Genomic DNA, 25,669 nt, shown 5'->3' with positions numbered 1-25,669 from the left:
AAGTGAATCGATTTTGCCACCTAAGGTATAAACGAAAAAGCCCAATCCAAACACCCCGTAAACGATGGAGGGCACGCTGGCCATATTCGACACACTGATACGAATGGCGGCGGTCAACAAGTTGTCGGGAGCGTATTCACTCAAATACACCGCCGCCATCACCCCAAAAGGGGCCACGATAACCGTCATCACCAGCACCATAAGTACGGTACCGAATAATGCTGGAAATACGCCGCCTGCGGTATTGGCTTGCTTGGGAGTCTGCACCAAAAAATGACCGATATTTTGCAACATCACCTTCACTTTCCCCAACCATGAAAGCTGTCCGGGCACTACCACGTCTTCGATTTGTGCAACAGGAATGGTAACCGTTTGGCCGTCTGCCATCGCCACATCCAGCACATAGCCGTCCCGTTGTTGTTCCAATTCTTCGATTTTTTGCTGCCAAAGCAAAAAGCCGTTACTCAATTTACGACGGGCGGGGGCATCAATAGCCACATGTTGACTGTCTAACTCGGACAAGCCTTGATGAATAACACTCAAATGTTCCGCTTGTATATCATCAATAGCTTGCTGAATACGCTGTACCCGCTGTGATATCGCCAAATAACGTTCTTGAGAATAATCTTGCGTGGTGTTTGCCTTGAGTTTGGCGGGCATCCCCATCACTGAACGACCATCATTGAGGGTGATCTCCGCGCTGTTTGCCGACAATACAATAGAAAATGTATTGTTTTCCTCCAGCAGCATTTGCTCTCCGGTGGGATGGCTTACACTGGAATAAAGAAACCAACGAATAGGCTGTTCGTCTTCTTCGTATTCACTAATTTCCTGCCCGTAGACAATAGACATCTTTTGCAATTGTGCATCGTAGTAGGACACGGTGTAGATGGGCGATGGCCAAAAATACAGCCCGCCGCGATAAAGAATCAGCGACAACATGCTCACTAACGCAAGGAGCAATATCGCCGCAAAAAACGCCGTCACGCTCATAACAAAGGATTGCCGCTGGGAAGGAGACAATAGATGCTGCAGTCTGTTGTTAATCATATTGTCCCTTTTTACGCAAACGTTGACGCAATAATTCAGCCACCGTATTTATCACAAAAGTAAAACCAAATAAGATGCAGGCAGTAAAAAATAGTACTTGGAAGTGCGCACTATTGACGTCGGCCTCCGGCAGCTCAATGGCTAAATTGGCCGTTAGCGCTCTGAGCCCTTCAAACAGACTCCAATCTGCCACCGGTGTATTACCCGTGACCATAAGTACGATCATGGTTTCACCGAATGCTCGACCAAAGCCCATCATAATGGCGGCTAAAATACCCGGCAAAGCCAATTGTAAAACCACATACTGAAGGGTTTGCAAACGTGTCGCTCCCAAAGCGAAAGAGGCTTGTTTAAGGGGTTCAGGTACACCACTGATCGCATCATCGGCCAACGAATAGATGGTGGGAGAAATAGCAATACCCAAGGCCAGGGCGACTACCATGGTGGTTTTCCCCATCGGACTGCCTGATGAATGACTAATTACCTCACCAATATCCATATTGATAACTGAAAATATAAAATCTGGTCCCCATTGCATACACAAATAGCCCAATAAGACAATCAGCAACGGCATAAGGAATATTTCCGTTCCGTTACGAAAATACACCGGCAGTTTTCTGGCTATACGCTTTTGAATAAGGGCACTAATGAACAAAATCACAGGGACCGCAACCAAAAAGACGCAAAAAGAAAACAACACCCGTTCTGCCATGGGTGCCAGCCAAATTGCGGCAACAAAACCCACCAATACCGACGGGATTGCCTCCAGCAATTCAATGGCAGGTTTTAGCCATTGTCGTAAACGGGGTTGGGAAAAATAGGCCGTATAAACCGCCGCCCCAATGGCCACGGGAAGTGCAATCACCAGCGCCAACAAGGAGGCTTTTAAACTCCCAATTAATAACGGCACCAAGCTGTATTTAGTTTCTTGATAATCAGATCCACTGGTAGACTGCCATACCGTCTCAGCCCCTTTATAGCCTTCGTAAGAATGTGGCTCGAACAGGGAAGACCAGGTAGTAATGCCAGATAACCCCTTTACCTTTTCAACCATCACCGACGATTCACTTAACAAGTAGAGATATTGCCCAAACCAGGACAAGGTTTGGGCAGGTTCGGGGATAGCCACGCTATTGACCGTTTCACCGGTAACCCGGTTGACCAATAACACCGTCTGCGCATTGGTTAAAATGGCCAGCGCATTGGTCGTGGCATGGGTGGCCACATCCATTGGTTTCTGATTGGCAGGAAGGGCGCTTTCCCACGTAGGTACATAACGAAAATCCCCTTTTTCATTATTCAAAACCCAGCGGGTAAGCACGCCCTGTGATGCCATCAGCACCGTGCGATCCATAGGCAGACTTTGCCACCATGTTATTGGTTGCTTCAGCTGTATTGTCGTCGACGGTTTGTTCAAGGGATGAAAAGCGAGTGTGGGTGCCTGATAAACCAGTGTAGTTGCACTGCCCGGCAAGGTTAACACCTTAGCCTTATCACTAAAATGCTGATCAACGATTTGTGTGGGCTGGGTACGGTTAACCCAACGCACAAAGACTTCTTTAGATGTACGCAACGTAAAGGCTACCCAGCGTTCGCCTAGCGCCACTTGCCAATGAAGGCGTTCATGCCATACGGTTTCTGGCAAGGCAAAACTGACCGCATTCGTCACAGGTTGTTTATATGCTAAAACAAGTTGCTGGACATTAATGATCCTTACCTGTCCTGATGGCGACACATCCACAATAAACTGCTGTTCATTTTCTTCAATGGCCCCAATACTGTGATCGCAGGCTCGGAGGTACTGATGTATTGGCGTTAGCGCCGATGTCGCGGCATTGAGCCCCAACATGGTTAAGCCACAGTTGTCATTTGCTACAATCACCGGCTGACCGCCTAGCAAGTCACCTGTCATCAAGGCCGTGGAAGGGCTGCCGTCGTTATTGTGGGGGAAAGCGGCTGTTTGCCTGTACTCAAGGGTGGGCTGCATCGCAAGAGGTAACGCCTGAAGAGCCAGGTGTGTAATTAGTACCACCATCGCCAATAGCACCATCACACCAAACAGTGAGACGGTAAATTTCAGGCGCCGGTCTTTACGCTGCCTTTTGTTGTTGTGTATGTCCTCAGGTGACGTCATTATTATAAAAGCAACTTTTGCCTGATTTTTCTTTAATCAGATAGGGTTAATTGCCAATCATGTGTTATTTTAACACTGCTAATCAAGTGAAAGTTAAACAGATCCTAACGTTAGTTTACGTTAGCCCCACTTCACCGGGGGCGATCACTTTAAGACAGGAGTGCTCATGCAACCTTTGATTATCACCATCATGGGTAAAGACAAACCCGGCCTGGTGGACGCTCTAGCCAAATGTGTATATCAACACGAAGCCAATTGGCTAGGTAGCAGTTTTGCCCATATGGCAGGTCAGTTTACCGGCTTTGTAGAAGTCCACGTTCCGGCCAATAAGCACGCTGACCTGGTGGAAGCTTTAAATCGCCTTCCAGATCTTAGCGTTCAGTCTGTCACTCCGGCAAAAGGTCCCGCGTCTTTCAATGATACCTTGGCCGTACAAATCATTGGCAATGATAAGCCTGGCATCGTACAGGAACTGACGAAGATTCTAAACCAGTTCAACCTCAATATCGTTTCGTTTACATCACGCTGTGAAAGTGCACCTAACTGGGGAAATGAAATATTCAAGGCTGAAGCGGTCATCGCCGTACCTGAAGCCTTTGATGACGATGCCTTGCAAACCGCACTGGAAGGGATCGCTAACGATCTGGTTGTAGATATCACTACCCAAAATTAACACCATAACCGCGCCTGTCACAGGGTTGTCATGTTGTCGTGACAGGCTTTATACTTTTTTGAATAAGAAATTTCGCCCCGCATTATGGAATACAACGAACTGTACTATCCCAAAGAACTCAGCTGGCTGTCTTTTAACGAACGGGTTCTGCAAGAAGCTGCCGATAAAAATAATCCTGCGGTGGAACGTATCCGCTTTTTAGGGATCTATTCTAACAACCTAGACGAATTTTATCGCGTACGCGCCGCCGACGTAAAACGCCAGATCACCATAGCCCAAGAAAACGGCAGTGAAGAAGAAGCCGCCCGTTTAATCGAGTTGATGGAAGAAATACAAAATAAGGTGGTACATCTTTCAAATAAATTTGATGAAATTCATAAAGATGTATTAAAAGCCCTGGCGCGCTATAATATTTTCATCTTACGTAAAGATGCCCTTAATGAATATCAGCGCACCTGGTTACGCAACCTGTTCGTCAATAAAATTCTGCGCCACATTGCCCCTATTCTCATCGATAAAAAAACCGATTTACTGGCTCGCTTAAATGGCACTGCAGTCTACCTGTATGTGGCTTTACGCCGGCACGGGAAAAATACACGGTATGCGGCGGTCCAAGTCCCCACCGCTGAAACCTCACGGTTTATTGTCATACCGCCAGAAAAGAGCCGTAAGAAAAAACACATCATTCTGCTCGATGATGTCATCCAATTGTGTTTAGAAGAGATCTTCCGCGGTTTTGTGAAATATGACGAACTGGAAGCCTATTCATTTAAAATGACCCGTGACTCGGAATATTCCATCAATGATGAAATAGACGAGAGCTATATGGACAAAATGTCCGAAAGCATGAAGCAACGCCTTATTGCTGAACCCGTGCGGGTCATTCACGACAATGCCATGCCAGATGATATGGTACAGGATTTACGTAAACGGCTTAAAGTATCGAAACTCGATACCATGCATGCAGCGGGACACTACCGCAACTTCAAAGATTTTATCGGCTTCCCTAATGTAGGTCGGGAATACTTGGAAAATCCGAAGTTGCCCGCCATTGATACCAAGACTTTCTCAGATTACAACACCGTGTTTGATGCCATTACGGCCCATGATATTTTGTTGTACTACCCCTATCATCGTTTTCTTCACTTTACTGAGTTTGTTCGCCAGGCAGCGTTTGATCCCAGTGTAAAATCAATTCGAATCAATATTTATCGGGTAGCAAGTAACTCACGGATCATCAATTCATTAATTGATGCCGTGGATAACGGGAAGAAAGTCACCGTGGTGGTGGAACTGCGCGCTCGCTTTGACGAAGAGGCCAATATTGAATGGTCCCGGCGCATGACCGATGCCGGTATTCGCGTCGTACTTGGCGTTCCTACCTTAAAAATTCACAGTAAATTGTGCATTGTGACCCGTGAGGAACGGGGCTCGCTGGTCCATTATGCCCATTTTGGTACCGGTAACTTTAACGAAAAAACCGCTAAGATTTATACCGACTTTAGCCTGTTTACCCGTAATCAAGAGTTGGCTGAAGAAGGTGTGGGGGTATTTGATCTTATCCAATACCCGTATCGCAGATACAAATTCCAACATCTGCAAATATCACCGTTAAATAGCCGTACCAAAATACAGTCCCTTATCCGTCAGGAAATACAGTATTTAAAAGAAGGCCACAAAGCCAAGATAACGTTTAAAATTAACAACTTGGTAGATAAAGAGCTCATTGATGATCTCTACCGTGCCAGTCAAGCTGGGGTTGAGATCCGTGGTATTGTCCGTGGCATGTGCTCCTTAGTACCTGGGCTGCCCGGCATTAGCGATAACATCACCATTATTTCCATCGTTGACCGCTTTTTAGAACACCCAAGGGTAATGGTATTTGAAGGCGGCGGTAAACGAAAAGTGTACATCTCCTCGGCGGACTGGATGACCCGAAACATGGACAACCGGATCGAAGTTGGCTGCCCTATCTACGATCATCGATTACAACAGCAGATTGTGGATATTATGGAACTACAGTTTAAAGATACATTGAAAGCCAGAATCATTGACAAGGAACAAACCAATCGGTACGTTCTGCGAGGTAACCGTAAAAAACTTCGCTCTCAGGTAGAGATTTATCACTACCTAAAAAATCTCGAAGACTAAGTAGAGCAACTGAATGAGCCCAACTGAAACTGTTTTTGATGCTGTTGAGAGCAGGGATACCACCAAGGTGGCGGCCCTGGATATTGGTTCCAACAGCTTTCACCTTGTCGTTGCTCGCATCAATGCGGGTTCGGTGCAAATACTTCATCGTTTGAAAGAAAAAGTGCGTCTGGCCGCAGGCCTGAGCGATGATAATGTACTGAGCGACGAAGCCATCGAACGGGGTTTGAAAATGTTGGGCTTGGTGGCCGAAAGCCTGCGCGGATTCGAGCCAGATTCAGTGCGTATTGTGGCCACCCATACCTTGCGTAAAGCGGTGAATGCAAAAGCCTTTATCAATGCGGCTCGCACCATTTTGCCTTACCCTATCGAAATCATTTCGGGGGTAGAAGAAGCCCGACTCATCTACCAAGGCGTGGCCCATACCAATCATAGTGACGGTCGACGATTAGTCGCGGATATTGGCGGCGGCTCCACAGAATTTGTTATTGGCGAAGGGTTTGATCCTCTGGTTTGCCGTTCGCTACAAATGGGCTGCGTCAGCTTCACCAAGCGTTTCTTTGCCCATGGCGAGTTAAAGTCAAAAGCCTTCAATCGCGCCATTACTGCTGCCAAGCAAGAACTGGAGATGATTGAAAACCATTATAGACGTCTGGGTTGGACCCAGTGCATCGGCACATCGGGTACCATTAAGACCCTGTTTACTCTGGCCCAACGTGACAAGAAAAATGGTCATGTACAGCCGGTGACATTAAAAAGCCTGCGTCATCTAGCCAAAACCTTCATTGAAGCGGGGCATGTGGACAACCTGACCATGCCGGAAATCAGTGAAGATCGTAGAGGTGTTATTGCCGGTGGTTTGGCCATACTGATTGGTATTTTTGAATCGCTGGATATCGACGGGCTGATATACTCTCCTGCGGCCCTTAGAGAAGGCGTGTTGTACCAAATGGAAGATGAGATGAAACACTCTGATATCCGTGAACGTACAGCTAAAAGTCTGGCGACCCGTTACGATGTGGATACCATCCAAGCCAATATGGTACTTACCACTTCCTTAAACCTGTTTGATCAGGCCAGTCAAGGCTGGAAGTTTAAAAGTCGTGATTTTCGCGCCATGCTTGGTTGGGCAGCATTGCTTCATGAAGTCGGCTTGCAAATTAACTCCCGTGGTGTGCAGCGCCACTCGGCTTATATTCTGGCAAATGTTGATATGCCGGGCTTTACCCAGGAGCAACAAGAGTTGCTTTCTACCTTGGTCCGCTTTCATCGCAAAAAGATAAAAATACAGGAAGTGCCAGAATTTCAGCTATACGACACCGCCGCCGTAAAACGATTGATTGCCATTATGCGACTGGGCGCGCTTTTGAATATTAAGCGTCAGGAAGCCTTCTTACCGGATATTCAGGTGACCACCAGCAAACAAAAGCTTACGTTGCAATTTCCCCAAAACTGGCTTGATGGCAGACCCATTTTATCTGCCGATCTACAACAAGAAAAACAATACTGGAAGGTGTTAGGACTAGAATTAGATATTATTGATGCTTAAACGGAGACCTGTTTAACCTGATCACGACCCGAGGTTTTAGCGCTATACAAAGCCTTATCGGCTTTTTTAATACCATCAAAAATACACTCGTCTTTGTTTACCGACGATACCCCAAATGAAGCCGTAAGGGTAATCACAGTGCCATCTACATTCATTCTTGCATCCCGCACCCCCTGACACAATCGATTCGCCAGTATATTGGCCTGCCCCAGATCACAGTTAGGTAGCAGGGCTAAAAATTCTTCTCCTCCCATACGAATTAAGACATCACCGGCCCGTAAGTTTTGATCTAACTTGTGGGCAAACTGCTTTAACACTTCGTCACCCGCGGGGTGTCCATAGTTATCATTCACATGCTTAAAATGATCAATATCACAGGCAACCAAGGCAAAGGGCTGCTTATGACGTCGGCAATGGGCCAGCTGATCCGGCGCTTCTTTATATAAATAATGACGATTTTTGGTGCCGGTAAGGGCATCGATATACACTTGAGTGAGTAATTTAGTGAACAATGTCTGCATTAAACTTGAGACAAAACCAAGCATAAAACAGAGGGTTAGTATAAAGATGATCACAAATGCGATGTAAGGATTTGTCACCGTGCTATCAGAGAAAAAAATAAAGTACACCGGCATACCAAGCACTAAAATCAGTAGCGTTAGGGCCACGGTGGACAGGTTTAATTTGTCGCCGGTGGTATCATCGGACTGACGAATAATCAGTCGCCATGACAGGATCAGAGGGATAGCGGCAGATAAGCTAAGCAACCAATCTTTTAATCTAAAGGGGTTTTCCATAATAAAAAGCCAGATATACGCTGCCGTGCTAATGATGACGTGAAGAGCAATGGCAATCACATGGCGTTGACTAAGGGCACAACCGTAACGGCGAAGTAAGGTCATAAAAATCATATACATTGCTAGCAAGATACACGGCATGACCATGATCGCACTGATTAAAGGGTAATTTAAGGCGGGTAAACACAGCGACACATAACCAACCCAAATACACACTAAAAAGTAGCGGGCAAAATAAGGCGATTGTGCTTTATAGCGATGGGAAGGCGTAGGAAGTGCAAAGGAATAGACAATACCTACAAGTATTAATATCCCCAATACAGCAATCAAAAACAGTACTTGATCCGTCGCGCTCACATTGTCTTCACCCAAATTAACGTAAAATTCCCCACGATGTCATGGTCCCTAGACGCGTTTGCCTGCGACATCGCCACCTCAAGCCCCATTAAACATAGTCTTGGTAACGCTCCTTCGCCAATGTTATGGGTTTTGGCCTGATTAAGATCAAAAAAAAGGGCAGACTAAGTCTGCCCTTTGTATTTTTTATTAAGACGTTACGAAATGGACGCCTGATAAATAGATTCAATGGCGTTATCCAAGGTTTCATCAAATTCCCCTTGGGACTGTTGAGCAGAAACCCCTTCAGTCAACGCACGAGAAAACGAAGCAATCATACCGTGGTTTTGTGCCAACTTCGCATTTGCGTCATCACGGCTATAACCACCGGATAAAGCCACCACTTTGATCACTTTAGGATGATCAACTAAGGCTTTATAGAAATCGGCTTCGTTGGGCAAGGTAAGTTTCAACATGACCTCTTGGCCAGCTTCCAGTTGATCCAGTTGCGTTAGTATCTCCGCTTTCAGCAACGCTTCTGCCGCCGCCTTTTCTGGGCTGTTAATATCCACTTCAGGTTCAATGATAGGAACCAAACCAGCGGCAATAATTTGTTTACCCACTTCAAATTGCTGGGCAACCACCGCTTTTATCCCTTCTTCATTGGCCAATTTCACAACGGAGCGCATCTTAGTACCAAAAACGTCTTGGGCAACGGCTTTCGCCAGCAATGCATCAAGTCCAGTAATGGGTTTCATCACTTGCACACCGTTTTCTTCTTCGGCCAAACCTTTGTCCACTTTAAGGAAAGGGACCACTTGCTTGATATCCCACAAATAGCGGGCTGACGACATACCTTCGATTTCACGATCCAGGGTATTTTCAAACAAAATCGCCCCTAAAATACGCTCACCATTGAACACCTTACTGGTGACGATGCGTGTACGCATTGCATGGACCGTATCGAACATCTCTTCGTCATTACTGTAAGCAGATTCATCAACACCATAAAGTTTCAACGCCTTAGGGGTACTGCCGCCACTTTGGTCGAGGGCTGCAATGAATCCGTTTTGCGTTTTAATTTTATCCAGCATAGCTAACTGAGCTTGTGATGCCATGAGCAACACTCCTTTTTGCGTAGTGCCTATCGGCAGATTGTAGGGTTTATAGTTATGCAGGCGAACGTCACTGTTCGCCAATCATGCATTTTTAATGGCTCGTTTTTATTGGTTTTTTTCTTCTAAAACGGCCACCGCAGGTAATGTTTTGCCTTCCAAAAATTCCAGGAACGCCCCACCACCCGTGGATATATAGGATATCTTATCAGCGATTTCATATTTATCTACCGCCGCCAGTGTGTCACCACCACCAGCAATAGAAAAGGCATTACTTTCGGCAATAGCCTTAGCTAAGGCTTTTGTACCATCGGCGAATTGATCAAACTCGAATACGCCTACAGGCCCATTCCACACAATGGTACCGGCATTTTTCAAAATAGCTTCTAGTGCCGCAGAAGAATCCGGACCGATATCAAACACCATATCTTCGTCGGTGATTTGATCCACAGGTTTTAAGGTTGCCGTGGCCGATTCAGAAAATTCGGTGCCCACCACCACATCAGTAGGAACAGGAATATCGCCACCGTTGTCTTGTGCTTGTTGTATGAGCCTTTTCGCTTCGTCCACTAGGTCCATTTCAACCAGAGACTTACCCACCCCATAACCTTGCGCCGCAATAAAGGTATTGGCAATACCGCCACCCACGATCAATTGATCGACTTTAGTGGCCAGTGTTTTTAATACGGTAAGTTTAGTGGACACTTTAGAGCCGCCCACAATGGCAACCATAGGACGCTTAGGATTATGCAAGGCCTTGCCCAATGCATCAAGTTCCGCGGCCAGCAGTGGCCCGGCACAAGCCTTCGGTGCAAATTTTGCCACCCCATGGGTAGACGCCTGGGCGCGGTGAGCCGTACCAAAGGCATCCATCACAAAAAGATCACATAAGCTGGCATATTTTTTCGCCAAGCTTTCATCATCTTTTTTCTCACCTTCATTAAAGCGCACGTTCTCTAATATCACCAGTTGTCCCGGCTTAACGTCAACGCCATCAAGATAATCTTTTACCAGTGACACTGGCACATCCAGGGCATCATTTAAGTAATCCACAACAGGCTGCAAAGAGAAGGCCGCTTCATATTGTCCTTCAGTGGGACGCCCCAAATGAGACATCACCATCACCGCCGCCCCTGCATCTAGTGCCGCCTGTATCGTTGGAAGAGATGCCTTAATTCGGGCATCAGAAGTCACTTTGCCCTCTTTCACTGGCACGTTTAGATCCTGACGGATCAATACACGCTGTCCGTCCAGCGCGAAATCCTGCATGCTTGGAATTGCCATAATTTTCCCTTAGTAACTTAGTTTTACTTAATACCCCGTCTGGTACATCGCCAGCGTGGTATCAATCATACGGTTCGCAAACCCCCACTCGTTATCACACCACACCAAGGTTTTTACCAACCGACGATGGCTAACCCGCGTCTGAGTGCCATCGACAATGCATGAGTGAGGATCATGATTAAAATCCACCGACACCAAAGGCGCTTCACTATAGCCTAAAATGCCGGCCAAACGCCCTTCACGGGCTTTTTTCAGCGCATTATTCACCTGTTCTATGGTCACGCCCGTGGCCAAAGTCACACTGAGATCCATGGCGGTGACGTTTACTGTGGGTACCCGAACGGCAATGGCTTCAAATTTACCCGCAAATTTTGGCAATATACGCTCAATACCTGCGGCAAGACGGGTATCCACAGGAATAATAGACTGGCTCGCCGCTCGGGCGCGCCGGAGATCTTTATTGTAGGCGTCGATTACCTGTTGATCATGCATAGACGCATGAATCGTGGTAATGGTGCCACTTTCCACCCCAAAGGCATTATCCAGCGCCTGAATAACGGGCACGATACAATTGGTGGTACAAGAACCATTGGAAACAATGCGATGTTCGGGGAGTAACGATTCTTCATTGGTACCGAAAATGATGGTGGTATCCAAATCGGTACTGCCAGGTTGAGAAAAAAGGACTTTCCCAGCGCCAGCGTCAAGGTGTGCCTGGCCTGCTACGCGGTCAGAAAAAACCCCCGTGCATTCCAGAACAATATCCACCCCAAGGGACTGCCAGGGCAGATTGTTGATATCAGGTTCAGCCAACAGGCGGATACTGTCATCCGCCACGATTAGCTGCTCATGTTGTAATGCCACATCAAAATCGAAGCGACCATGGGTCGAATCATATTTTAAAAGATGGGCAATGCCTTCTGGTTCTGCCAAATCATTTATCGCTACGACCCTAATTAATTGATTGCGCCCTGTTTCATACAGAGCGCGAAGGACGTTGCGACCGATTCGACCAAAACCATTTATGGCAACTCGGACCATAAAAACCGCCTATAGACGCATTATTTTAATGACAATGCTGTCTCTAAAACCGCTTCGGTAGTAATACCAAAATGTTTAAACAAATCGCCAGCAGGACCGGACTCACCAAAGGTGTCCATGCCCACAACCGCGCCACCAAAACCTACGTATTTATACCAAGAATCTTTGGCTAGCGCTTCCACCGCGACCCGCTTAGTCACCGAAGACGGCAACACAGACTCACGATATGCCGCATCCTGACGATCAAACACATCTGTACAAGGCATAGATACCACTCGTGCCTGAATACCTTTGTCTGCCAACGCCTCGGCAGCAGCAACCGCCAACTGTACTTCCGAGCCAGTTGCCATGAGGATCATATCCGGTGTACCGGCGGTATCTTTAAGGATATACCCCCCCTTGGCGATATCACTGACCTGCTCTGGGGTACGTTCCTGTTGCGGTAATCCTTGTCGAGTGAAGATTAACGTGGTCGGACCATCTTTTCGTAAAATAGCCGCTTTCCACGCCACGGCAGACTCCACTTGGTCACAAGGTCGCCAGTTGTCAAGGTTAGGCGTGGCACGCAGTGCCACTAGTTGTTCCACCGGCTGGTGAGTAGGACCGTCTTCCCCTAAACCAATGGAATCATGGGTGTATACAAAAATAGCAGGGGCTTTCATCAAGGCCGCCATGCGTACCGCATTACGCGCATATTCCATGAACATGAGGAAGGTTGCACCGTAAGCTTTAAAGCCACCGTGCAAGACAATCCCATTCATCATGGCAGACATGCCGAATTCCCGAACACCATAGTAAATATAGTTACCAGAGGCATCTTTGGCATCAACGCCTTTAGAACCCGACCAGATTGTCAGATTTGAACCGGCCAAGTCCGCAGACCCACCCAACAGTTCAGGCAATAAGGGACCGTATGCATTCAAGGCGTTTTGCGACGCTTTTCGTGTGGCTGGACCTTCAGGATTCGCTTGTAGATCAGCTATATATGCATCCGCTTTAGCAATAAAATCGGCAGGCACATCACCGTTAATCCGGCGAGTAAATTCCTTCGCTAATTCAGGATAGGCTTGCTCGTATGCGGCAAACGCCTCATTCCATGCTGCTTCTTGAGCAGCACCAGCATCTTTCGCATTCCACTCAGCATAGATATCTTGCGGAATTTCAAACGCGCCGTAAGTCCAACCCAGTGCTTCTCGGGTTGCCGCAATTTCATCATCGCCAAGGGGGGCGCCGTGACAAGACTCTGTGCCTTGTTTATTGGGTGAACCAAAACCAATAATGGTTTTACAACAAATCAGTGTAGGCTGAGTGGTATTGGCTCGCGCCGCATCCACCGCCTTACGAATTTGCTCTGCATCATGACCATCCACATCGGCAATAACTTGCCAACCGTATGCTTCAAAACGCTTAACGGTGTCGTCGGTAAACCAGCCTTCAACTTCACCATCAATGGAGATACCGTTGTCATCATAAAACGCCACCAGCTTACCTAAACCCAGGGTACCGGCCAGTGAACAGACTTCATGGGAGATCCCTTCCATCAAACAACCGTCACCTAAAAAGGTATAAGTGTAGTGGTCGACAATGCTGTGATCGTCTTTATTAAATTGTGCCGCCAACACTTTTTCTGCCAACGCCATACCCACTGCGTTGCTGATCCCTTGACCTAATGGCCCAGTGGTGGTTTCTACACCCGGTGCGTAGCCGTATTCAGGGTGACCTGGAGTTTTAGAATGCAGCTGGCGGAAGTTTTTCAGTTCTTCTAACGGTAAATCATAACCTGTGAGATGCAGCAGTGAATAAAGCAGCATAGAACCGTGACCGTTGGAAAGAACAAAACGATCGCGGTTGGCCCAATTGGGGTTTTCGGGGTTGTGTGAAAGATAATCACACCATAAAACCTGTGCAATATCAGCCATTCCCATGGGCGCACCAGGGTGGCCAGATTTTGCTTGTTGAACAGCATCCATACTTAATGCTCGGATAGCATTAGCGAGTTCACGACGGGTGGGCATGCTAACTCCTTCTTAAATTTGCATGTAACTTTTACGTAGACAACCCGGAGAACGTCCCCGGTGACGGATAGGATTTCCTGCTGCCGACTATGATTTTTCGAACTGACGACTATTCTTACCTAAGCGTATAGGTAAGTTCAACGTGTTTTATACGGTCTGGTCACATTCAATACCGTAATTCTGTGTTAAATCGATATTATTTTCGTTAACCCAGACTTAAACTGTCAACTAAACGCTACAAATAGACTTTTAGACGTCCAGAAGTAAAGATAGTATTCTTACATTTGTGCGTTACAATATAAACTACTTTGGTAATCCAAAAACAACGGAGGATTTATGGCCGCTCATCTATTTACATCAGAATCTGTTTCTGAAGGGCATCCAGACAAAATTGCCGATCAGATTTCAGATGCGGTGCTTGACGCCATATTAGAGCAAGATCCCAAAGCCAGGGTTGCCTGTGAGACCTATGTAAAAACAGGCATGGTACTGGTAGGCGGCGAAATAACCACCACAGCTTGGGTAGATATCGAAGAGTTAACCCGAGAAACTGTTAAAGAAATAGGCTACACCCATTCTGATGTGGGATTTGATGCGGGTTCCTGCGCCGTACTCAACGCCATAGGTAAACAATCACCAGATATTAATCAGGGCGTGGATCGTGAGCGGGCTGAAGAGCAAGGGGCCGGCGATCAGGGCTTAATGTTCGGGTATGCCAGTGATGAAACTGACGTACTGATGCCAGCACCGATCACCTATTCCCATCGATTAGTGCAAAAACAGGCAGAAGTAAGAAAGTCGGGCAAGCTTGACTTTTTACGTCCCGATGCCAAAAGCCAGGTAACCTTTGTCTACGAAGATAACAAACCTGTTGGTATTGATGCCGTGGTGTTATCAACCCAGCACGACGATACCATTAGCACTGACGCCCTTCGCGAAGCGGTAATGGAAGAAGTCATCAAACCGGTTTTACCTGCTGAATGGCTTAACGCCAAAACCCAATTTCATATTAACCCCACGGGCCGCTTTGTTATTGGTGGTCCCATGGGTGACTGTGGCTTAACTGGGCGAAAAATCATTGTCGATACCTATGGCGGTATGGCCCGTCATGGTGGTGGTGCCTTTTCCGGTAAAGATCCATCAAAAGTTGACCGTTCAGCCGCTTATGCTGGCCGTTACGTGGCGAAAAACATTGTTGCCGCCGGACTGGCTAAGCGCTGTGAGATACAGATCTCATACGCCATTGGGGTAGCAGAACCCACTTCTATCAGCATCGAGACCTTTGGTACGGGTGTGGTAGATGAAAAAACCCTGGTTGCCCTCGTACGGGAACATTTTGATTTGCGTCCTTACGGGTTAATCAAAATGCTTGATTTAGAGCGGCCTATTTACCGCGCGACGGCGGCCTATGGCCACTTTGGTCGCGAGGAATTTCCTTGGGAAGCCATAGATAAAGCCGACGCGCTTAAAGCATCGGTTTAACGTCTAAAACAACAAGCACCGACAATTTTGTCGGTGCTTTTTTTATTCTGATCTATACTTTAGTCTGACAGTTTCTGTTTCTTCTTTATCGCGAATCGTTTTCACTGCCTTTTCATTCCAACTGTCGAAAATACCTGACATTGGTAGTGCTATTTAGCATGGCAATCCGCGTCGACTCTTCTCCAGGACGCACACCTGTAGTCAAGTAATAATAACCAAACGTAAAAACTGAGCACCCAATCACACACAAGGTACTCACCATGAAAGATTATTGGCTAATTGGGTTATTGATGGTTTTCAGTGCTGCAGTGAATGCCGAACCCAGCCCCAACAACGAACCGACGAAGGTGAATACACGGTTTGTCGCCTCACCGTACCAATCAGAAATTACCTATCAAAGCCCACAGCTTGCCAACTGGCAAATTGGTGTGCGTTACATCACAGAACGTCCCTTTGCGCCTCAATGGCTCTACAACCGCCACACAGACAACAATTATAATTCGGTACGGGTATTCGCCAGTCGACGTATCTTGCCCAACCAGTCACACCGTATATATGCGGCGTTACAAACCGGCACCGAAGATAGCATGGCCTATTCAAGCTGGATTTACTTGCCGCATCAAGCGGGCTCAGCGGCCAGTTTTGGCTGGCAAATGGGCGACTTACGCTCGGTAAGCATGGCGTTAGAATACGAATACCGTGAAGTAGAAAATAAAAATATCAATTCGCTACTGTTAGGTGTGGAATATTATTTTTAACGGGTAAATGACATTTCACAGGTCGCGGCGGTGGAAATATAGGTCTGTTGTATTAATTCGGCATCCACACTTGCCCGATGACGGGCGCCACTGTGTTGCGCCATTAGTTGTTTTTTCACCTCATGCCATGCTTGCATTTGTGATTCACTCAAGATGTATTCCAAGGCACTTAACTTAAAGGTCATTGCCACCCCCGCCGCGGCATACAACTTGATTAACCAGGGGTAATCCACCACCCAGCCATCTGAATAGACCGTTTGTTGTTTGAGAAACAAATTAAGATCACGGCATACGTCACTTCCTTGAACACCATATTGATTAAGGGTATCGCGGGATAAGCCATGTAAACCCTCGGCCTCTTTATCCCAATGAGTCCACCAGGAATAGGGTTGAATAAGCCGACAAAATCTAGCGCCATCATTGCGTTTAACGCCCACTTCAATGGGGAAACTGGCGCTGCCGAATCCACTGGCTTCAATATCGAGAATAGTTGGGGGGCTTTTTAAACGCACCATTATGAACTTCTTTAATAGGTATACCCTAAAACTACGAGGGTATAGCCAACTTCGCAAGTTTTTATTTGCGGTGTCCACTTCCTTTGTCTAATTGCACATCAGCCTAAGCAAGCTATGATTGTATATGCCCCCCCATTACCGGAATCGTCCGTCCTAATATGAGTTCATTTTCTACCCGCTTTAGCAAAGTACTCACCCTTTTAAGCTTGTCGCTTTATAGCGCCCTGGCAGCTGCTGACACCCAACCTCCGGTGGTGGTGGCCCTAGACGCAGATTTAAGCGCCGTAGCAGCAGAAGGCGGTGAGGCCTTACGTAAGGGGATTGAAATTGCGTTGGCGGAAATCAATGAGCAAGGTGGACTCCTTGGACGAAACGTCATCTTGGCCGCCTCTGACCATCGTGGAAACCCCGCAAGAGGGGTCAAGCATATCAAACAACTCGTCGAAACCGACAACCTGCTCGCTATTTTTAGCGGTGTCCATACACCCGTGGTATTGGCACAACTTCCTTTGGTCCACCAGCACAACAAGCTTTTCATCAGTCCTTGGGCTGCGGGCACATCCATTACCAATAACGGCCACAACCCAAATAATGTTTTTCGGGTTTCCTTTCGTGATGAACAAGTCTGTCAGGTGCTTATTGCCACCGCCAAAAAACGGGGTATTAACCAAGTCGCCCTGATTTTAGAAAGAACCGCCTGGGGACGTTCAAACTATCAATCGTTAATTGCATACGCACAACAACAGGGAGTGGATATTGTTTCTATCCAGTGGATAAATTGGCGGCAAGAGCAATTTGATACTGAAATAAAAGCCATTATAGAAAGCCAAGCACAAGGCATTATTCTTGTGGCTAATCCCCCCGAATCAGTGATCGTAAGCCGTACCCTTCTGGCTTCGCAAAACGCCAACTTGCCTATTTTGTCTCACAACGGACTGGCTGGCGGTAACTTTGCCCAAGAACTTGGCATAGACCAATTACAACAACTGAATATTTCCGTCATCCAAACCTTTAATTTTTTAAAGCAGGATAACCCCACCGCAAGACGGCTAGCTGCGGGATACTATAAGCTGTATGGAAAAACCGAAAAAACCGCCATTCCTGCGGTGGTGGGCCTAGCCCACGGCTACGACAGCATGCACCTGTTAGGTGCAGCAGTAGAACAAGCCCACAGCTTCGACACGGATAAGGTTCGTCAGGCACTAGAGCAGTTATCGTACATGGAAGGCGCAGTAAAAAATTATACCCAGCCTTTTTCAGAAAGGGATCATGAAGCCTTTACCCTTGACGATTATTTTATGACAACCTTTAATAGCGCCGGGTATCTTGTACCGGTCACCAATAAGTGACAACGCCTGTGAGCAAACGCCCAACCTTATATCAGCAATTACAACATCATATTGTTCCGCGATTGTTGGTATCACTGTTCATCGTCGGCACCTTACTTTGCGCCACCATCTTCTATTTTGCCCAAATACAAATTACCTCTGAACAACAAAAATTCACCGAATACCTGAAGGCAGATTTGCAATACAGCCTTGAAAATACGCAACAACTTATGCAGGGTATTGCGAGTAATGACTTATTGATAAACAGTTTCATTGATATTGAACAACGGGAAAACTACCTCCCTGTATTTTTTCAGTCACTGAAGTTTACACGTACCGAACAATTTAGCTTGGGGCTATTCCAATTTGACGGCAGCCCCATTATCAGCAGAAACTGGGAAGGGGTGGTACCTGCTGCGTTTTCCGATGCATGGCAATACACCACATTGCAGCGCTCCGAGCCTTACCGGCAGGTTAACGAAGAAGGCGTGTTGATTTCAGTTCCGGTCATTATTTCCAGCCAAGCTGAAGGTGCGCTGGTGTTATTTTTGCCATTCATGCAGGCATTTATCAATGCCCGAGGCAACGATGCTTATCAATTTATTCTGTCTGATAAAAATACCATCTTATACACCAGTCACCCCGCTAGATTTCCCCCTGGCAGTCTATATGCGCGAAATGAATTCATGGGATGGATTGCAGAAGAGCAATCCTGGTTAGGTTTATCCTTTATCAGCCAGGCGCCGGTTTTTAACGCCTTCAGCAACGTTCTTTGGCTTGTTCCCGCCATATTAATGACCCTAGGTTCGGCCATATTGGTGAGTATTTACACCTCGAACCAAGCTGCACGTTTGAGCGCCACAACGCTGCAATCATTGCACGATAGTATAAGACAAAGCGCCCGCAAAAAAACGGCCATATCCAGTCAGGCCCCGGATAATGAGCCCCAGGAATTATTTGCCATACGAGGTGCATTTGATGGCTTGATTCAAAACCTCATGTCCATGTCGTTGTCGAATCAACAATTTTCCAACGTCATTGATTCTTTAGAAGAAGTCTTAGTTGTGGTGGATGATGATAATAATAAGCTACTGATTAATCGTACTTTTACTGAATACGCCAAAGAATTTGAAATCACAGATAGTGAATTACTGGCAATAAAACGTAAACTGGAATCGGGTATTGATCACCTTGAGCGTCACTACCTAGCCGCGCCCATTGCGATACCGGTGACCATCCGATGGACAATGTTGCCGTTAACGGACGATACGCGCAAACAATTAGGTACCATTCTTGTGGGCAACGATACCACCCACAAGAAATCGCTGGAAAATCGTATCAATGTTATCAGCCATGCCATGAAATCCGCCACCGTTGCCCTTCTCATCGCTGATGCCCAAGCAGAAGGTTTTCCCGCCATTTATGTTAACCCCCACTTTTCCACCGTTACCGGGTACGCGGAAGATCAGGTACTTGGACAGCCAACGCTGTTTCTTAACGGTATGAAAGCCCCTCAGAAGAAGCTTATAGAAGTGAATGCGGCACTCCATTCAGGCTCCTCTTTTAACGATACCCTTTTATGCTACCGGCAAAATGACGTGCCCTTCTACAATCAACTTATCCTTACGCCAGTCTATACCGATGAAGTACTCACCCATTTTGTGGTGTTTTTCCAAGATGTCACCGAGCAAGAGCAAACCCAGCAATTTCTCGAAGATGCCAAACAGCGGGCAGAAGAATCCGCAAGACTCAAATCAGGCTTTTTAGCCAGTATGAGTCATGAAGTCCGCACGCCGCTGCACGGCGTATCTGGGGCTCTTCAGTTGGTCAATAAAACCAATATGACCAAAGAGCAATTACGCTATATTAGTCTTGCAAAGGACAGCTTGCGTAATTTACAACATATTGTGGATGATATTTTAGATTTCTCCAAAATCGAAGCCGGCCAGCTTGGTATGGAAGCCATCCAATACGATTTGCCCCTTCTGCTCCACACCATTTATGAACAAAATTCCATTGCATGCCAGAACAAAGGACTGACCCTACTGCTTGAAACTAATCTTCAACCCCATACTCGAGTGATTGGCGATCCTGTACGTTTAAGACAAATTCTCAGTAACTTATTAAGCAATGCCGTGAAGTTCACCGAACAGGGAACCATCACGATAAAAATAGACATGCAGCGTTCTCGTAATGGCGCCTGGCTGCTAAAAGGGGTAATTGAAGATACGGGCATAGGTATCGCCACTAACAATTTGGATTCCATTTTTGAAGTATTTCGACAGGAAGATATTTCCACAACCCGCCGTTTTGGTGGCACCGGACTAGGCTTGTCCATCAGCCGTCAGTTATGCCGCTTACTCGGCGGCGATCTCTTTGCAACCAGTAAAAAAGGACAAGGCAGTCAGTTTATATTTACTCTTGCCCTTGGTTATGTGGATGCTACATCCAGGACGGATCCCAGCATTGAAGACACAAGCCCTGCACTAGGTCCCCATGGCAAAGCCAAGGTGTTAATCGTGGAAGACAATGAAATCAACCAACTCATTGCCCGAGAACATTTAAGTCAACATAAAACCATGACCACCCGCCACGGTAAAGAAGCCTTAGAAGCGTTAAATAGGATGAAGCTGACCTTTGACATGATCCTGATGGACTGTCATATGCCTGAAATGGACGGGTTTGAAACAACCAAGCGTATTAGAAACGGTGAAGCAGGTGAAAAATATAAAAACGTACCGATTATAGCGCTGACGGCCAATGCCATGAAAGGCGATAAAGAACAATGTTATTCTGCCGGTATGGACGACTACATCAGTAAGCCTTTCACTGCCCAAGATTTACAGGACGTTGTGGCAAAGTACATGGCCTAACCAGTACGCACAGGGCAAGGGAAAAAGATGAAGCGCCCGTTATTGCACATACCATTTAGTGTGTTTGTGCACCGTATCACTGGCTAGCATCTCTGCTACCGAAAACCATCGATACTCATTGTGCTGCTCTTGAGGCAAGGCTTGCAAACCAATATCCAGTATCAGCTTGTATCCAAGTACCACATAATGGGTAGCAATGCCCTCATCAAAAACGCAATCATCATACAGGTGTTCAAAGACACCTAAAAACTGTCCCTTGGAACGGGGGATTTGCCGACCTAATTCCGTCTTGGTAAGACGCAAAAAGGCATCATCCATTTTTTCATTTTTTAAAATACGCCCCCCCGGTACAAACCAATAGTCTTTTGCGGGTCGATTGGTTCGATAACCTAAAAGGACTTCACCATCACTGTTTTCAACAATGAGATCAATAGAAACTAAAGGTGTGCCGGCAATGACAGTGGTAAAATCTTGTTGCGATAAAAAAGTCATGGGTCTCACTTAAATTAAACACCCATCAGTTTCACCAGGCCCATAGTGACGCGAAGAAATAATCACTGAGAATGGTGCTGATGTACACGGGATAAGATACACTAACAAAAACGGGGTGTCGTTCAAAGATACCTGAACTACCATACCGATTTACAATGATGTTGGAAAAGGACATGTCTACCTCAAAGGACCTTCACGCGCTCTGTCAACAGCCGCTGCACGGCGTGCACTTGTCAGTGGACGGCTCACCCTCTCCGGCGCTTCCTTACGAAATGACAGTAAAAAACGGCCCTATTACTCCCCTAGAAAATGAACATAAAATTTGGTCATTAGTAGATAGGGGGGAGCGCTATACATCCACCGTTTCGCTTTTCCGTTACGATGACACGCTGCAACTGTCCATTGATTGCGAAGGTGTGGGTATTTTTGAGTTTAAACATAATACCCTCACCATAGATTGGCAATCAGGTGGAACTGGGCCCGCCCACTATTTGCAAACATTGGGGATTTCCCTCTATTTAGAACGGCAACATAAAATTTGCCTACATGCGAATACCCTGGTGAAAAATGGCAACGCCTATTTGTTTCTTGCCCCAAGTCGTACGGGAAAATCAACGTTAACGAGTGCCATGACCGCCCTCGATTATCAGCTTATTACCGATGACATGGCAGCCATCTACCCTAACGGTGATGATTATAAAGTGTATCCGAGCTGGCCGAAAGTACGCCTGTGGCCGGATAGTGCTAAGCACTTGGCCAAGCAACTAACCACAGATAATCACGCAAAGAAAAAGGTGCATGCCCGATTTGCAAAGGAAGAAATTAACGTAGCACCAGCAAAGGCACATAAGCCTCATCCGGTGAAAGGGCTATATTTATTAAATCGAAAGGAAGATTATCATGGCCCGGTAACGTTAAGTATGTTGCCACCAAGTCATGGTGTTATTTATTTACTACAAAACAGTATGCTAGGCGATGCATACACACCTTTAGGCTTAGATAAAGCCCGAATGATCAGCATAGCGAGACTACTACAAAAGGTGACTTTTTATGAAGTGACCTATCCGAGTGGGTTAGCGCATCTTGATGATGTTACCAGAGCGTTAGACGAACAGCTTTCCACAACCTAATAAACTTTACGTCAGGCAAAAAAAAGCCAGTCTTTCGACTGGCTTTTTCATATCAATGCGAATTAACCCTGGAATGGGTTGCGCTTAGTTTGACCACCTTGTTCGTCAGGAATACTTCCTGCGAAACCTTCAGTCAATTCAGCCAATGTACCTACTTTTTGTAGTTCAGGCTTGGTGTAAGTTTGTTTGCTTTCAACAGCAACATTCTTAGCAGATTTCATAATCTATGATCCTTATGCCTTTTTACGGCGGTTGAAACCCATAAAGCCTAACGTAGCAGCAAAGATGCCCAGTGTAGCTGGAACAGGAACTGCAATATCAGTATCAGCGACAAACTCAAAAGAACCAGCAGTGTCTAACAACGTGCCGTTAACACCGGTTAGTAATAAGCCACCATACAGTTCATCTTCGATATTTGTATCGAAAGTGCCAACAACATATGATTCAGACGCTACGAATTCACGACCCGCATCAGAACCATTTGCACTCGCGTCACCTTCTTCAGTATCAAATACAACATCACCGGCCCAAGCATCGATATAAACAGATACGATAGCTGAGGCAGTACCGTCATAAGTGAACGTCCAAGCGCCTAATGTATCCGTTACACCGGCAGGTGTCTCAGAGATAGTATCACCTTGTTGTACTAAAGACCAAGAAGTACCATATACACCACCTATGTAGCCTTCTAGATAATCAACACTATCGTCCATTAAAATGGAAGACCATGTCACTGTTTCTGTAGACATATCAGAAAATGTAACAGTCACATCCATACCAACCATATCAGAACCAGTAACAGTAGAGATATAAGCTGCGGAAGCTTGACTGCTTAACAACAGGGCTGCTGCCCCGAATAAAGCCGACTTTTTCATTCCAATTTCCTTGTGAGTTTAAAAACTACGTGGGTGAATTATTTTTGTATGAAAAATAAAGCAATGTTTATACCATTAAAACAAATATGTTTAATATCAGTTAGATAAAAACAAAGCGTAGGGGAATTTAATGAAAAAAGCTGGATTTAATGTAGATCTGTAAAAAAATCGGACAGATCCTTTTGTCATCACAAGCCAAATCATCCAAAACGATCCGACTTGGAACATTCCCACATGGCTAATATCAGTGCATTGCGCTGCTTTAGCAATAATTATTTTTAAATTTTAACGATTTACGCGCTTTTCGTTATTTGAATGCTTTTATTTCCCCCCGTAAACTGCGCATAATAATAGTGCAATTCACTTTTAAACGGACCTTTGTGAAACCTTTTATTTTTCTATGTGGTAATGACGTATCGGCGTTAAACGCGGCCCGTAGCCGAATACTTCCCTATACCGACTACGTTTTTACTACGTGGGAAACCGGTATGGGACTCATGGAAGGACAGAGCACCGCGGTCCCTAAAGATGTCAGCAATTTGACAGATCCTGCCTTTGCAGATCAAGCCGGTCCTTTTTACGCCATTAAAGAGAATAAAGACATCCTATTTGGTTCAGATCCTTTGGGTCTGCAGCCCCTCTATTTTTGTTTTGCATCTGGCGTGTTAGCAGTAAGCAATCGTACTCAACTGCTTTTTACTGCCTTATCCCTCACACCAGAAATAAACGATACCGCATTGTCAGGTTGGTTAGCCGGTCAGCCGGTTCCCGATCTGTCCGTTTACAGTAATATCACTGTGTTGCCCGCCGGCAACGCTCTGCTGTCTTCCAACAATAAAATTCGTCTTTATCCTTATTGGGATATTGATCCTAAAAACACCCTGCATTTTGACGATGACCACGCTTATGGCGACTACTTTCGTTCTTTGCTGCGCAATGTGGTGGCCGAACAGATCCAGGATACCAAGATCTTAGGCTGTCAAATGAGTGGCGGCATGGATTCAACCTCCATCACCGCTCTTGCGACAGCCCTGAAACGCGAAAGTGGTGAGCGCTGCTATGCCATATCCCACTATTATCTTCATGATCCGGGATCCGACGAAAGGCAATTAATTGATGACATGCGTCGTCATTTGAATATCACCGATTTTCATTATCAAAATGTGGACGAAGAACAATACCGGGATTTTCTTGCACTTTATCCTGCACATTATGATCATCCGGGAATTGTTCTTTCTCCCCGCTATCACGATGAACTAGCCGATTTACACCAATTGGGGATCACCACTTTACTTACCGGCAACGGTGGAGACGAAATGTGCTGGGGGCATGCCAGTGCCTATACACAACGACTACTTGAAGGCGAGTTAGCCGTTATCCCTGAGGTTTATAAAGCATGCCGTCAAACCAATATGTCCTTTGCCAAGGTCGCCAAACACCTTTTCGTTAAGCCCCTCGTTCCCCAAGCGCTAATTAAATTAGCAAAACAGCTAAAAGGACATAGCCGGGGTCTCATCCCTTTACCGGATTGGTTAACGCCCCGTGGACAATCGCTGGCCGAGGCATCGTACGATTTTCATAATCCTTTTGACGTAAAACGCCAGCCTATGCATCACGCCCGCTACTTTGCGTTGAAAACAACCACAACCTTTAATTCAGTACGCTCTTATGATGCCGTAGCCTCAAGCTACAATATGCAGGTTAAACACCCGTTTTTTCATCGTCGAATTGCCGAGTGTTCTTTTGCGCTACCTCCTAAGCAGCTTATACAAGGTCCCTACCCTAAAACTATTTTACGGAATGCCATGTCAGGTTTGCTGCCAGATAGCGTTTGTTGGCGAAAAACCAAAACCACCTTTGATCACCATTTTGCCAATTTGGTGAGAGAAAATGCCGAATCCTTGCGAGCATGCCTTAGCCACCCCTATCTTGCTGATCGAGGATTGTTAGATACCAACAAGGTATTAAAGGCATTTGATAATGCGGTATATAATAAAGAAGGAGGTATACAGGTAGATTTATTATTTGTGATCTTAACTCAACGCTGGCTGCAACGTTTCCACGTATAGGG

The 25,669-nt window shown here is 46.1% G+C and carries 20 protein-coding genes; 9 read left to right on the top strand and 11 right to left on the bottom strand.

Going from position 1 to position 25,669, the window contains the following annotated elements; all coding sequences use genetic code 11:
• Both V5298_RS06265 and V5298_RS06260 read right to left on the bottom strand, forming a co-directional pair.
• On the bottom strand, positions 1–1,050 hold a 1,050-nt coding region (locus V5298_RS06265; RefSeq protein ID WP_332930616.1), incomplete at its 3' end, for a phosphate ABC transporter, permease protein PstA.
• Positions 1,043–3,184 (bottom strand): ABC transporter permease subunit, encoded by a 2,142-nt coding sequence (locus tag V5298_RS06260; protein ID WP_332930615.1) that lies wholly within the window; start codon positions 3,182–3,184, stop codon positions 1,043–1,045. The genes V5298_RS06260 and V5298_RS06265, both read right to left, overlap by 8 nt.
• 166 nt (positions 3,185–3,350) lie before the next feature.
• On the opposite strand from V5298_RS06260, the gene V5298_RS06255 reads away from it, so the two are divergent.
• From V5298_RS06255 to ppx, 3 genes are all read left to right on the top strand, one after another.
• Complete coding sequence (locus V5298_RS06255; RefSeq protein ID WP_332930614.1) at positions 3,351–3,857, top strand: glycine cleavage system protein R; 507 nt, start codon at positions 3,351–3,353, stop codon at positions 3,855–3,857.
• An 84-nt stretch (positions 3,858–3,941) separates the two neighbouring features.
• Positions 3,942–6,008: a polyphosphate kinase 1 gene (gene ppk1, locus V5298_RS06250; protein WP_332930613.1), complete on the top strand. Its 2,067-nt coding sequence runs from the start codon at positions 3,942–3,944 to the stop codon at positions 6,006–6,008.
• A gap of 13 nt (positions 6,009–6,021) precedes the next feature.
• A complete protein-coding gene (gene ppx / locus V5298_RS06245) occupies positions 6,022–7,557 on the top strand; it encodes an exopolyphosphatase (protein ID WP_332930612.1) in 1,536 nt (511 codons plus the stop codon).
• Here the strand turns inward: ppx and V5298_RS06240 are convergent.
• From V5298_RS06240 to tkt, 5 genes are all read right to left on the bottom strand, one after another.
• Positions 7,554–8,711: a GGDEF domain-containing protein gene (locus V5298_RS06240; protein ID WP_332930611.1), complete on the bottom strand. Its 1,158-nt coding sequence runs from the start codon at positions 8,709–8,711 to the stop codon at positions 7,554–7,556. The two genes, ppx and V5298_RS06240, sit on opposite strands and share 4 nt — an antisense overlap.
• Before the next feature lie 197 nt (positions 8,712–8,908).
• Positions 8,909–9,808: a fructose bisphosphate aldolase gene (locus tag V5298_RS06235; protein WP_332930610.1), complete on the bottom strand. Its 900-nt coding sequence runs from the start codon at positions 9,806–9,808 to the stop codon at positions 8,909–8,911.
• Between the two features lie 105 nt (positions 9,809–9,913).
• Positions 9,914–11,089 (bottom strand): phosphoglycerate kinase, encoded by a 1,176-nt coding sequence (locus tag V5298_RS06230; protein ID WP_332930609.1) that lies wholly within the window; start codon positions 11,087–11,089, stop codon positions 9,914–9,916.
• 27 nt (positions 11,090–11,116) lie between these two features.
• A complete protein-coding gene (gene epd / locus V5298_RS06225) occupies positions 11,117–12,130 on the bottom strand; it encodes an erythrose-4-phosphate dehydrogenase (RefSeq protein ID WP_332930608.1) in 1,014 nt (337 codons plus the stop codon).
• Positions 12,131–12,150: 20 nt separating this feature from the next.
• Positions 12,151–14,145, bottom strand: a complete 1,995-nt coding sequence (gene tkt, locus V5298_RS06220; RefSeq protein WP_332930607.1) for a transketolase — start codon at positions 14,143–14,145, stop codon at positions 12,151–12,153.
• A 336-nt stretch (positions 14,146–14,481) separates the two neighbouring features.
• Here tkt and metK point away from each other — a divergent pair, with 336 nt between their 5' ends.
• Positions 14,482–15,627, top strand: a complete 1,146-nt coding sequence (gene metK / locus V5298_RS06215; RefSeq protein WP_332930606.1) for a methionine adenosyltransferase — start codon at positions 14,482–14,484, stop codon at positions 15,625–15,627.
• A 260-nt stretch (positions 15,628–15,887) separates the two neighbouring features.
• A complete protein-coding gene (locus V5298_RS06210; protein ID WP_332930605.1) occupies positions 15,888–16,385 on the top strand; it encodes a hypothetical protein in 498 nt (165 codons plus the stop codon).
• Here the strand turns inward: V5298_RS06210 and V5298_RS06205 are convergent.
• Positions 16,382–16,900 (bottom strand): hypothetical protein, encoded by a 519-nt coding sequence (locus V5298_RS06205; RefSeq protein ID WP_332930604.1) that lies wholly within the window; start codon positions 16,898–16,900, stop codon positions 16,382–16,384. The two genes, V5298_RS06210 and V5298_RS06205, sit on opposite strands and share 4 nt — an antisense overlap.
• Before the next feature lie 158 nt (positions 16,901–17,058).
• Between V5298_RS06205 and V5298_RS06200 the strand changes: the two genes are divergently transcribed.
• Positions 17,059–18,249, top strand: a complete 1,191-nt coding sequence (locus V5298_RS06200) for an ABC transporter substrate-binding protein (protein WP_332930603.1) — start codon at positions 17,059–17,061, stop codon at positions 18,247–18,249.
• 8 nt (positions 18,250–18,257) lie between these two features.
• A complete protein-coding gene (locus tag V5298_RS06195; RefSeq protein WP_332930602.1) occupies positions 18,258–21,101 on the top strand; it encodes an ATP-binding protein in 2,844 nt (947 codons plus the stop codon).
• Between the two features lie 39 nt (positions 21,102–21,140).
• Here V5298_RS06195 and V5298_RS06190 read toward each other — a convergent pair whose 3' ends face one another.
• Entirely contained in the window at positions 21,141–21,593 is a 453-nt protein-coding gene (locus V5298_RS06190) for a GDP-mannose mannosyl hydrolase (RefSeq protein WP_332930601.1), read from the bottom strand.
• Between the two features lie 173 nt (positions 21,594–21,766).
• On the opposite strand from V5298_RS06190, the gene V5298_RS06185 reads away from it, so the two are divergent.
• Complete coding sequence (locus tag V5298_RS06185) at positions 21,767–22,723, top strand: hypothetical protein (protein ID WP_332930600.1); 957 nt, start codon at positions 21,767–21,769, stop codon at positions 22,721–22,723.
• A gap of 62 nt (positions 22,724–22,785) precedes the next feature.
• Here V5298_RS06185 and V5298_RS06180 read toward each other — a convergent pair whose 3' ends face one another.
• Positions 22,786–22,944, bottom strand: a complete 159-nt coding sequence (locus V5298_RS06180) for a lasso RiPP family leader peptide-containing protein (RefSeq protein ID WP_216028694.1) — start codon at positions 22,942–22,944, stop codon at positions 22,786–22,788.
• Positions 22,945–22,956: 12 nt separating this feature from the next.
• Positions 22,957–23,598 carry a PEP-CTERM sorting domain-containing protein gene (locus V5298_RS06175; RefSeq protein ID WP_332930599.1) on the bottom strand — a complete coding sequence of 214 codons (642 nt, stop codon included), beginning with the start codon at positions 23,596–23,598 and terminating at the stop codon, positions 22,957–22,959.
• Between the two features lie 380 nt (positions 23,599–23,978).
• Between V5298_RS06175 and V5298_RS06170 the strand changes: the two genes are divergently transcribed.
• Positions 23,979–25,667 (top strand): asparagine synthase-related protein, encoded by a 1,689-nt coding sequence (locus V5298_RS06170; RefSeq protein ID WP_332930598.1) that lies wholly within the window; start codon positions 23,979–23,981, stop codon positions 25,665–25,667.
• The last annotated feature ends 2 nt before the right edge of the window (positions 25,668–25,669 follow it).

Source organism: Alteromonas sp. 14N.309.X.WAT.G.H12 (assembly GCF_036697315.1).
Lineage (GTDB): Bacteria > Pseudomonadota > Gammaproteobacteria > Enterobacterales > Alteromonadaceae > Alteromonas.
The sequence above is the reverse complement of the archived record's forward strand: the minus strand, read 5'-3'. Positions and strand labels throughout refer to the sequence as shown.

What these genes read in the sequence shown, in the direction of transcription:
- V5298_RS06260 (WP_332930615.1), bottom strand. Translation starts at nt 3,184, where the DNA reads ATGACGTCACCTGAGGACATACACAACAACAAAAGGCAGCGTAAAGAC.
- V5298_RS06255 (WP_332930614.1), top strand. Translation starts at nt 3,351, where the DNA reads ATGCAACCTTTGATTATCACCATCATGGGTAAAGACAAACCCGGCCTG.
- ppk1 (WP_332930613.1), top strand. Translation starts at nt 3,942, where the DNA reads ATGGAATACAACGAACTGTACTATCCCAAAGAACTCAGCTGGCTGTCT.
- ppx (WP_332930612.1), top strand. Translation starts at nt 6,022, where the DNA reads ATGAGCCCAACTGAAACTGTTTTTGATGCTGTTGAGAGCAGGGATACC.
- V5298_RS06235 (WP_332930610.1), bottom strand. Translation starts at nt 9,808, where the DNA reads ATGGCATCACAAGCTCAGTTAGCTATGCTGGATAAAATTAAAACGCAA.
- V5298_RS06230 (WP_332930609.1), bottom strand. Translation starts at nt 11,089, where the DNA reads ATGGCAATTCCAAGCATGCAGGATTTCGCGCTGGACGGACAGCGTGTA.
- epd (WP_332930608.1), bottom strand. Translation starts at nt 12,130, where the DNA reads ATGGTCCGAGTTGCCATAAATGGTTTTGGTCGAATCGGTCGCAACGTC.
- tkt (WP_332930607.1), bottom strand. Translation starts at nt 14,145, where the DNA reads ATGCCCACCCGTCGTGAACTCGCTAATGCTATCCGAGCATTAAGTATG.
- metK (WP_332930606.1), top strand. Translation starts at nt 14,482, where the DNA reads ATGGCCGCTCATCTATTTACATCAGAATCTGTTTCTGAAGGGCATCCA.
- V5298_RS06210 (WP_332930605.1), top strand. Translation starts at nt 15,888, where the DNA reads ATGAAAGATTATTGGCTAATTGGGTTATTGATGGTTTTCAGTGCTGCA.
- V5298_RS06205 (WP_332930604.1), bottom strand. Translation starts at nt 16,900, where the DNA reads ATGGTGCGTTTAAAAAGCCCCCCAACTATTCTCGATATTGAAGCCAGT.
- V5298_RS06200 (WP_332930603.1), top strand. Translation starts at nt 17,059, where the DNA reads ATGAGTTCATTTTCTACCCGCTTTAGCAAAGTACTCACCCTTTTAAGC.
- V5298_RS06190 (WP_332930601.1), bottom strand. Translation starts at nt 21,593, where the DNA reads ATGACTTTTTTATCGCAACAAGATTTTACCACTGTCATTGCCGGCACA.
- V5298_RS06185 (WP_332930600.1), top strand. Translation starts at nt 21,767, where the DNA reads ATGTCTACCTCAAAGGACCTTCACGCGCTCTGTCAACAGCCGCTGCAC.
- V5298_RS06180 (WP_216028694.1), bottom strand. Translation starts at nt 22,944, where the DNA reads ATGAAATCTGCTAAGAATGTTGCTGTTGAAAGCAAACAAACTTACACC.
- V5298_RS06175 (WP_332930599.1), bottom strand. Translation starts at nt 23,598, where the DNA reads ATGAAAAAGTCGGCTTTATTCGGGGCAGCAGCCCTGTTGTTAAGCAGT.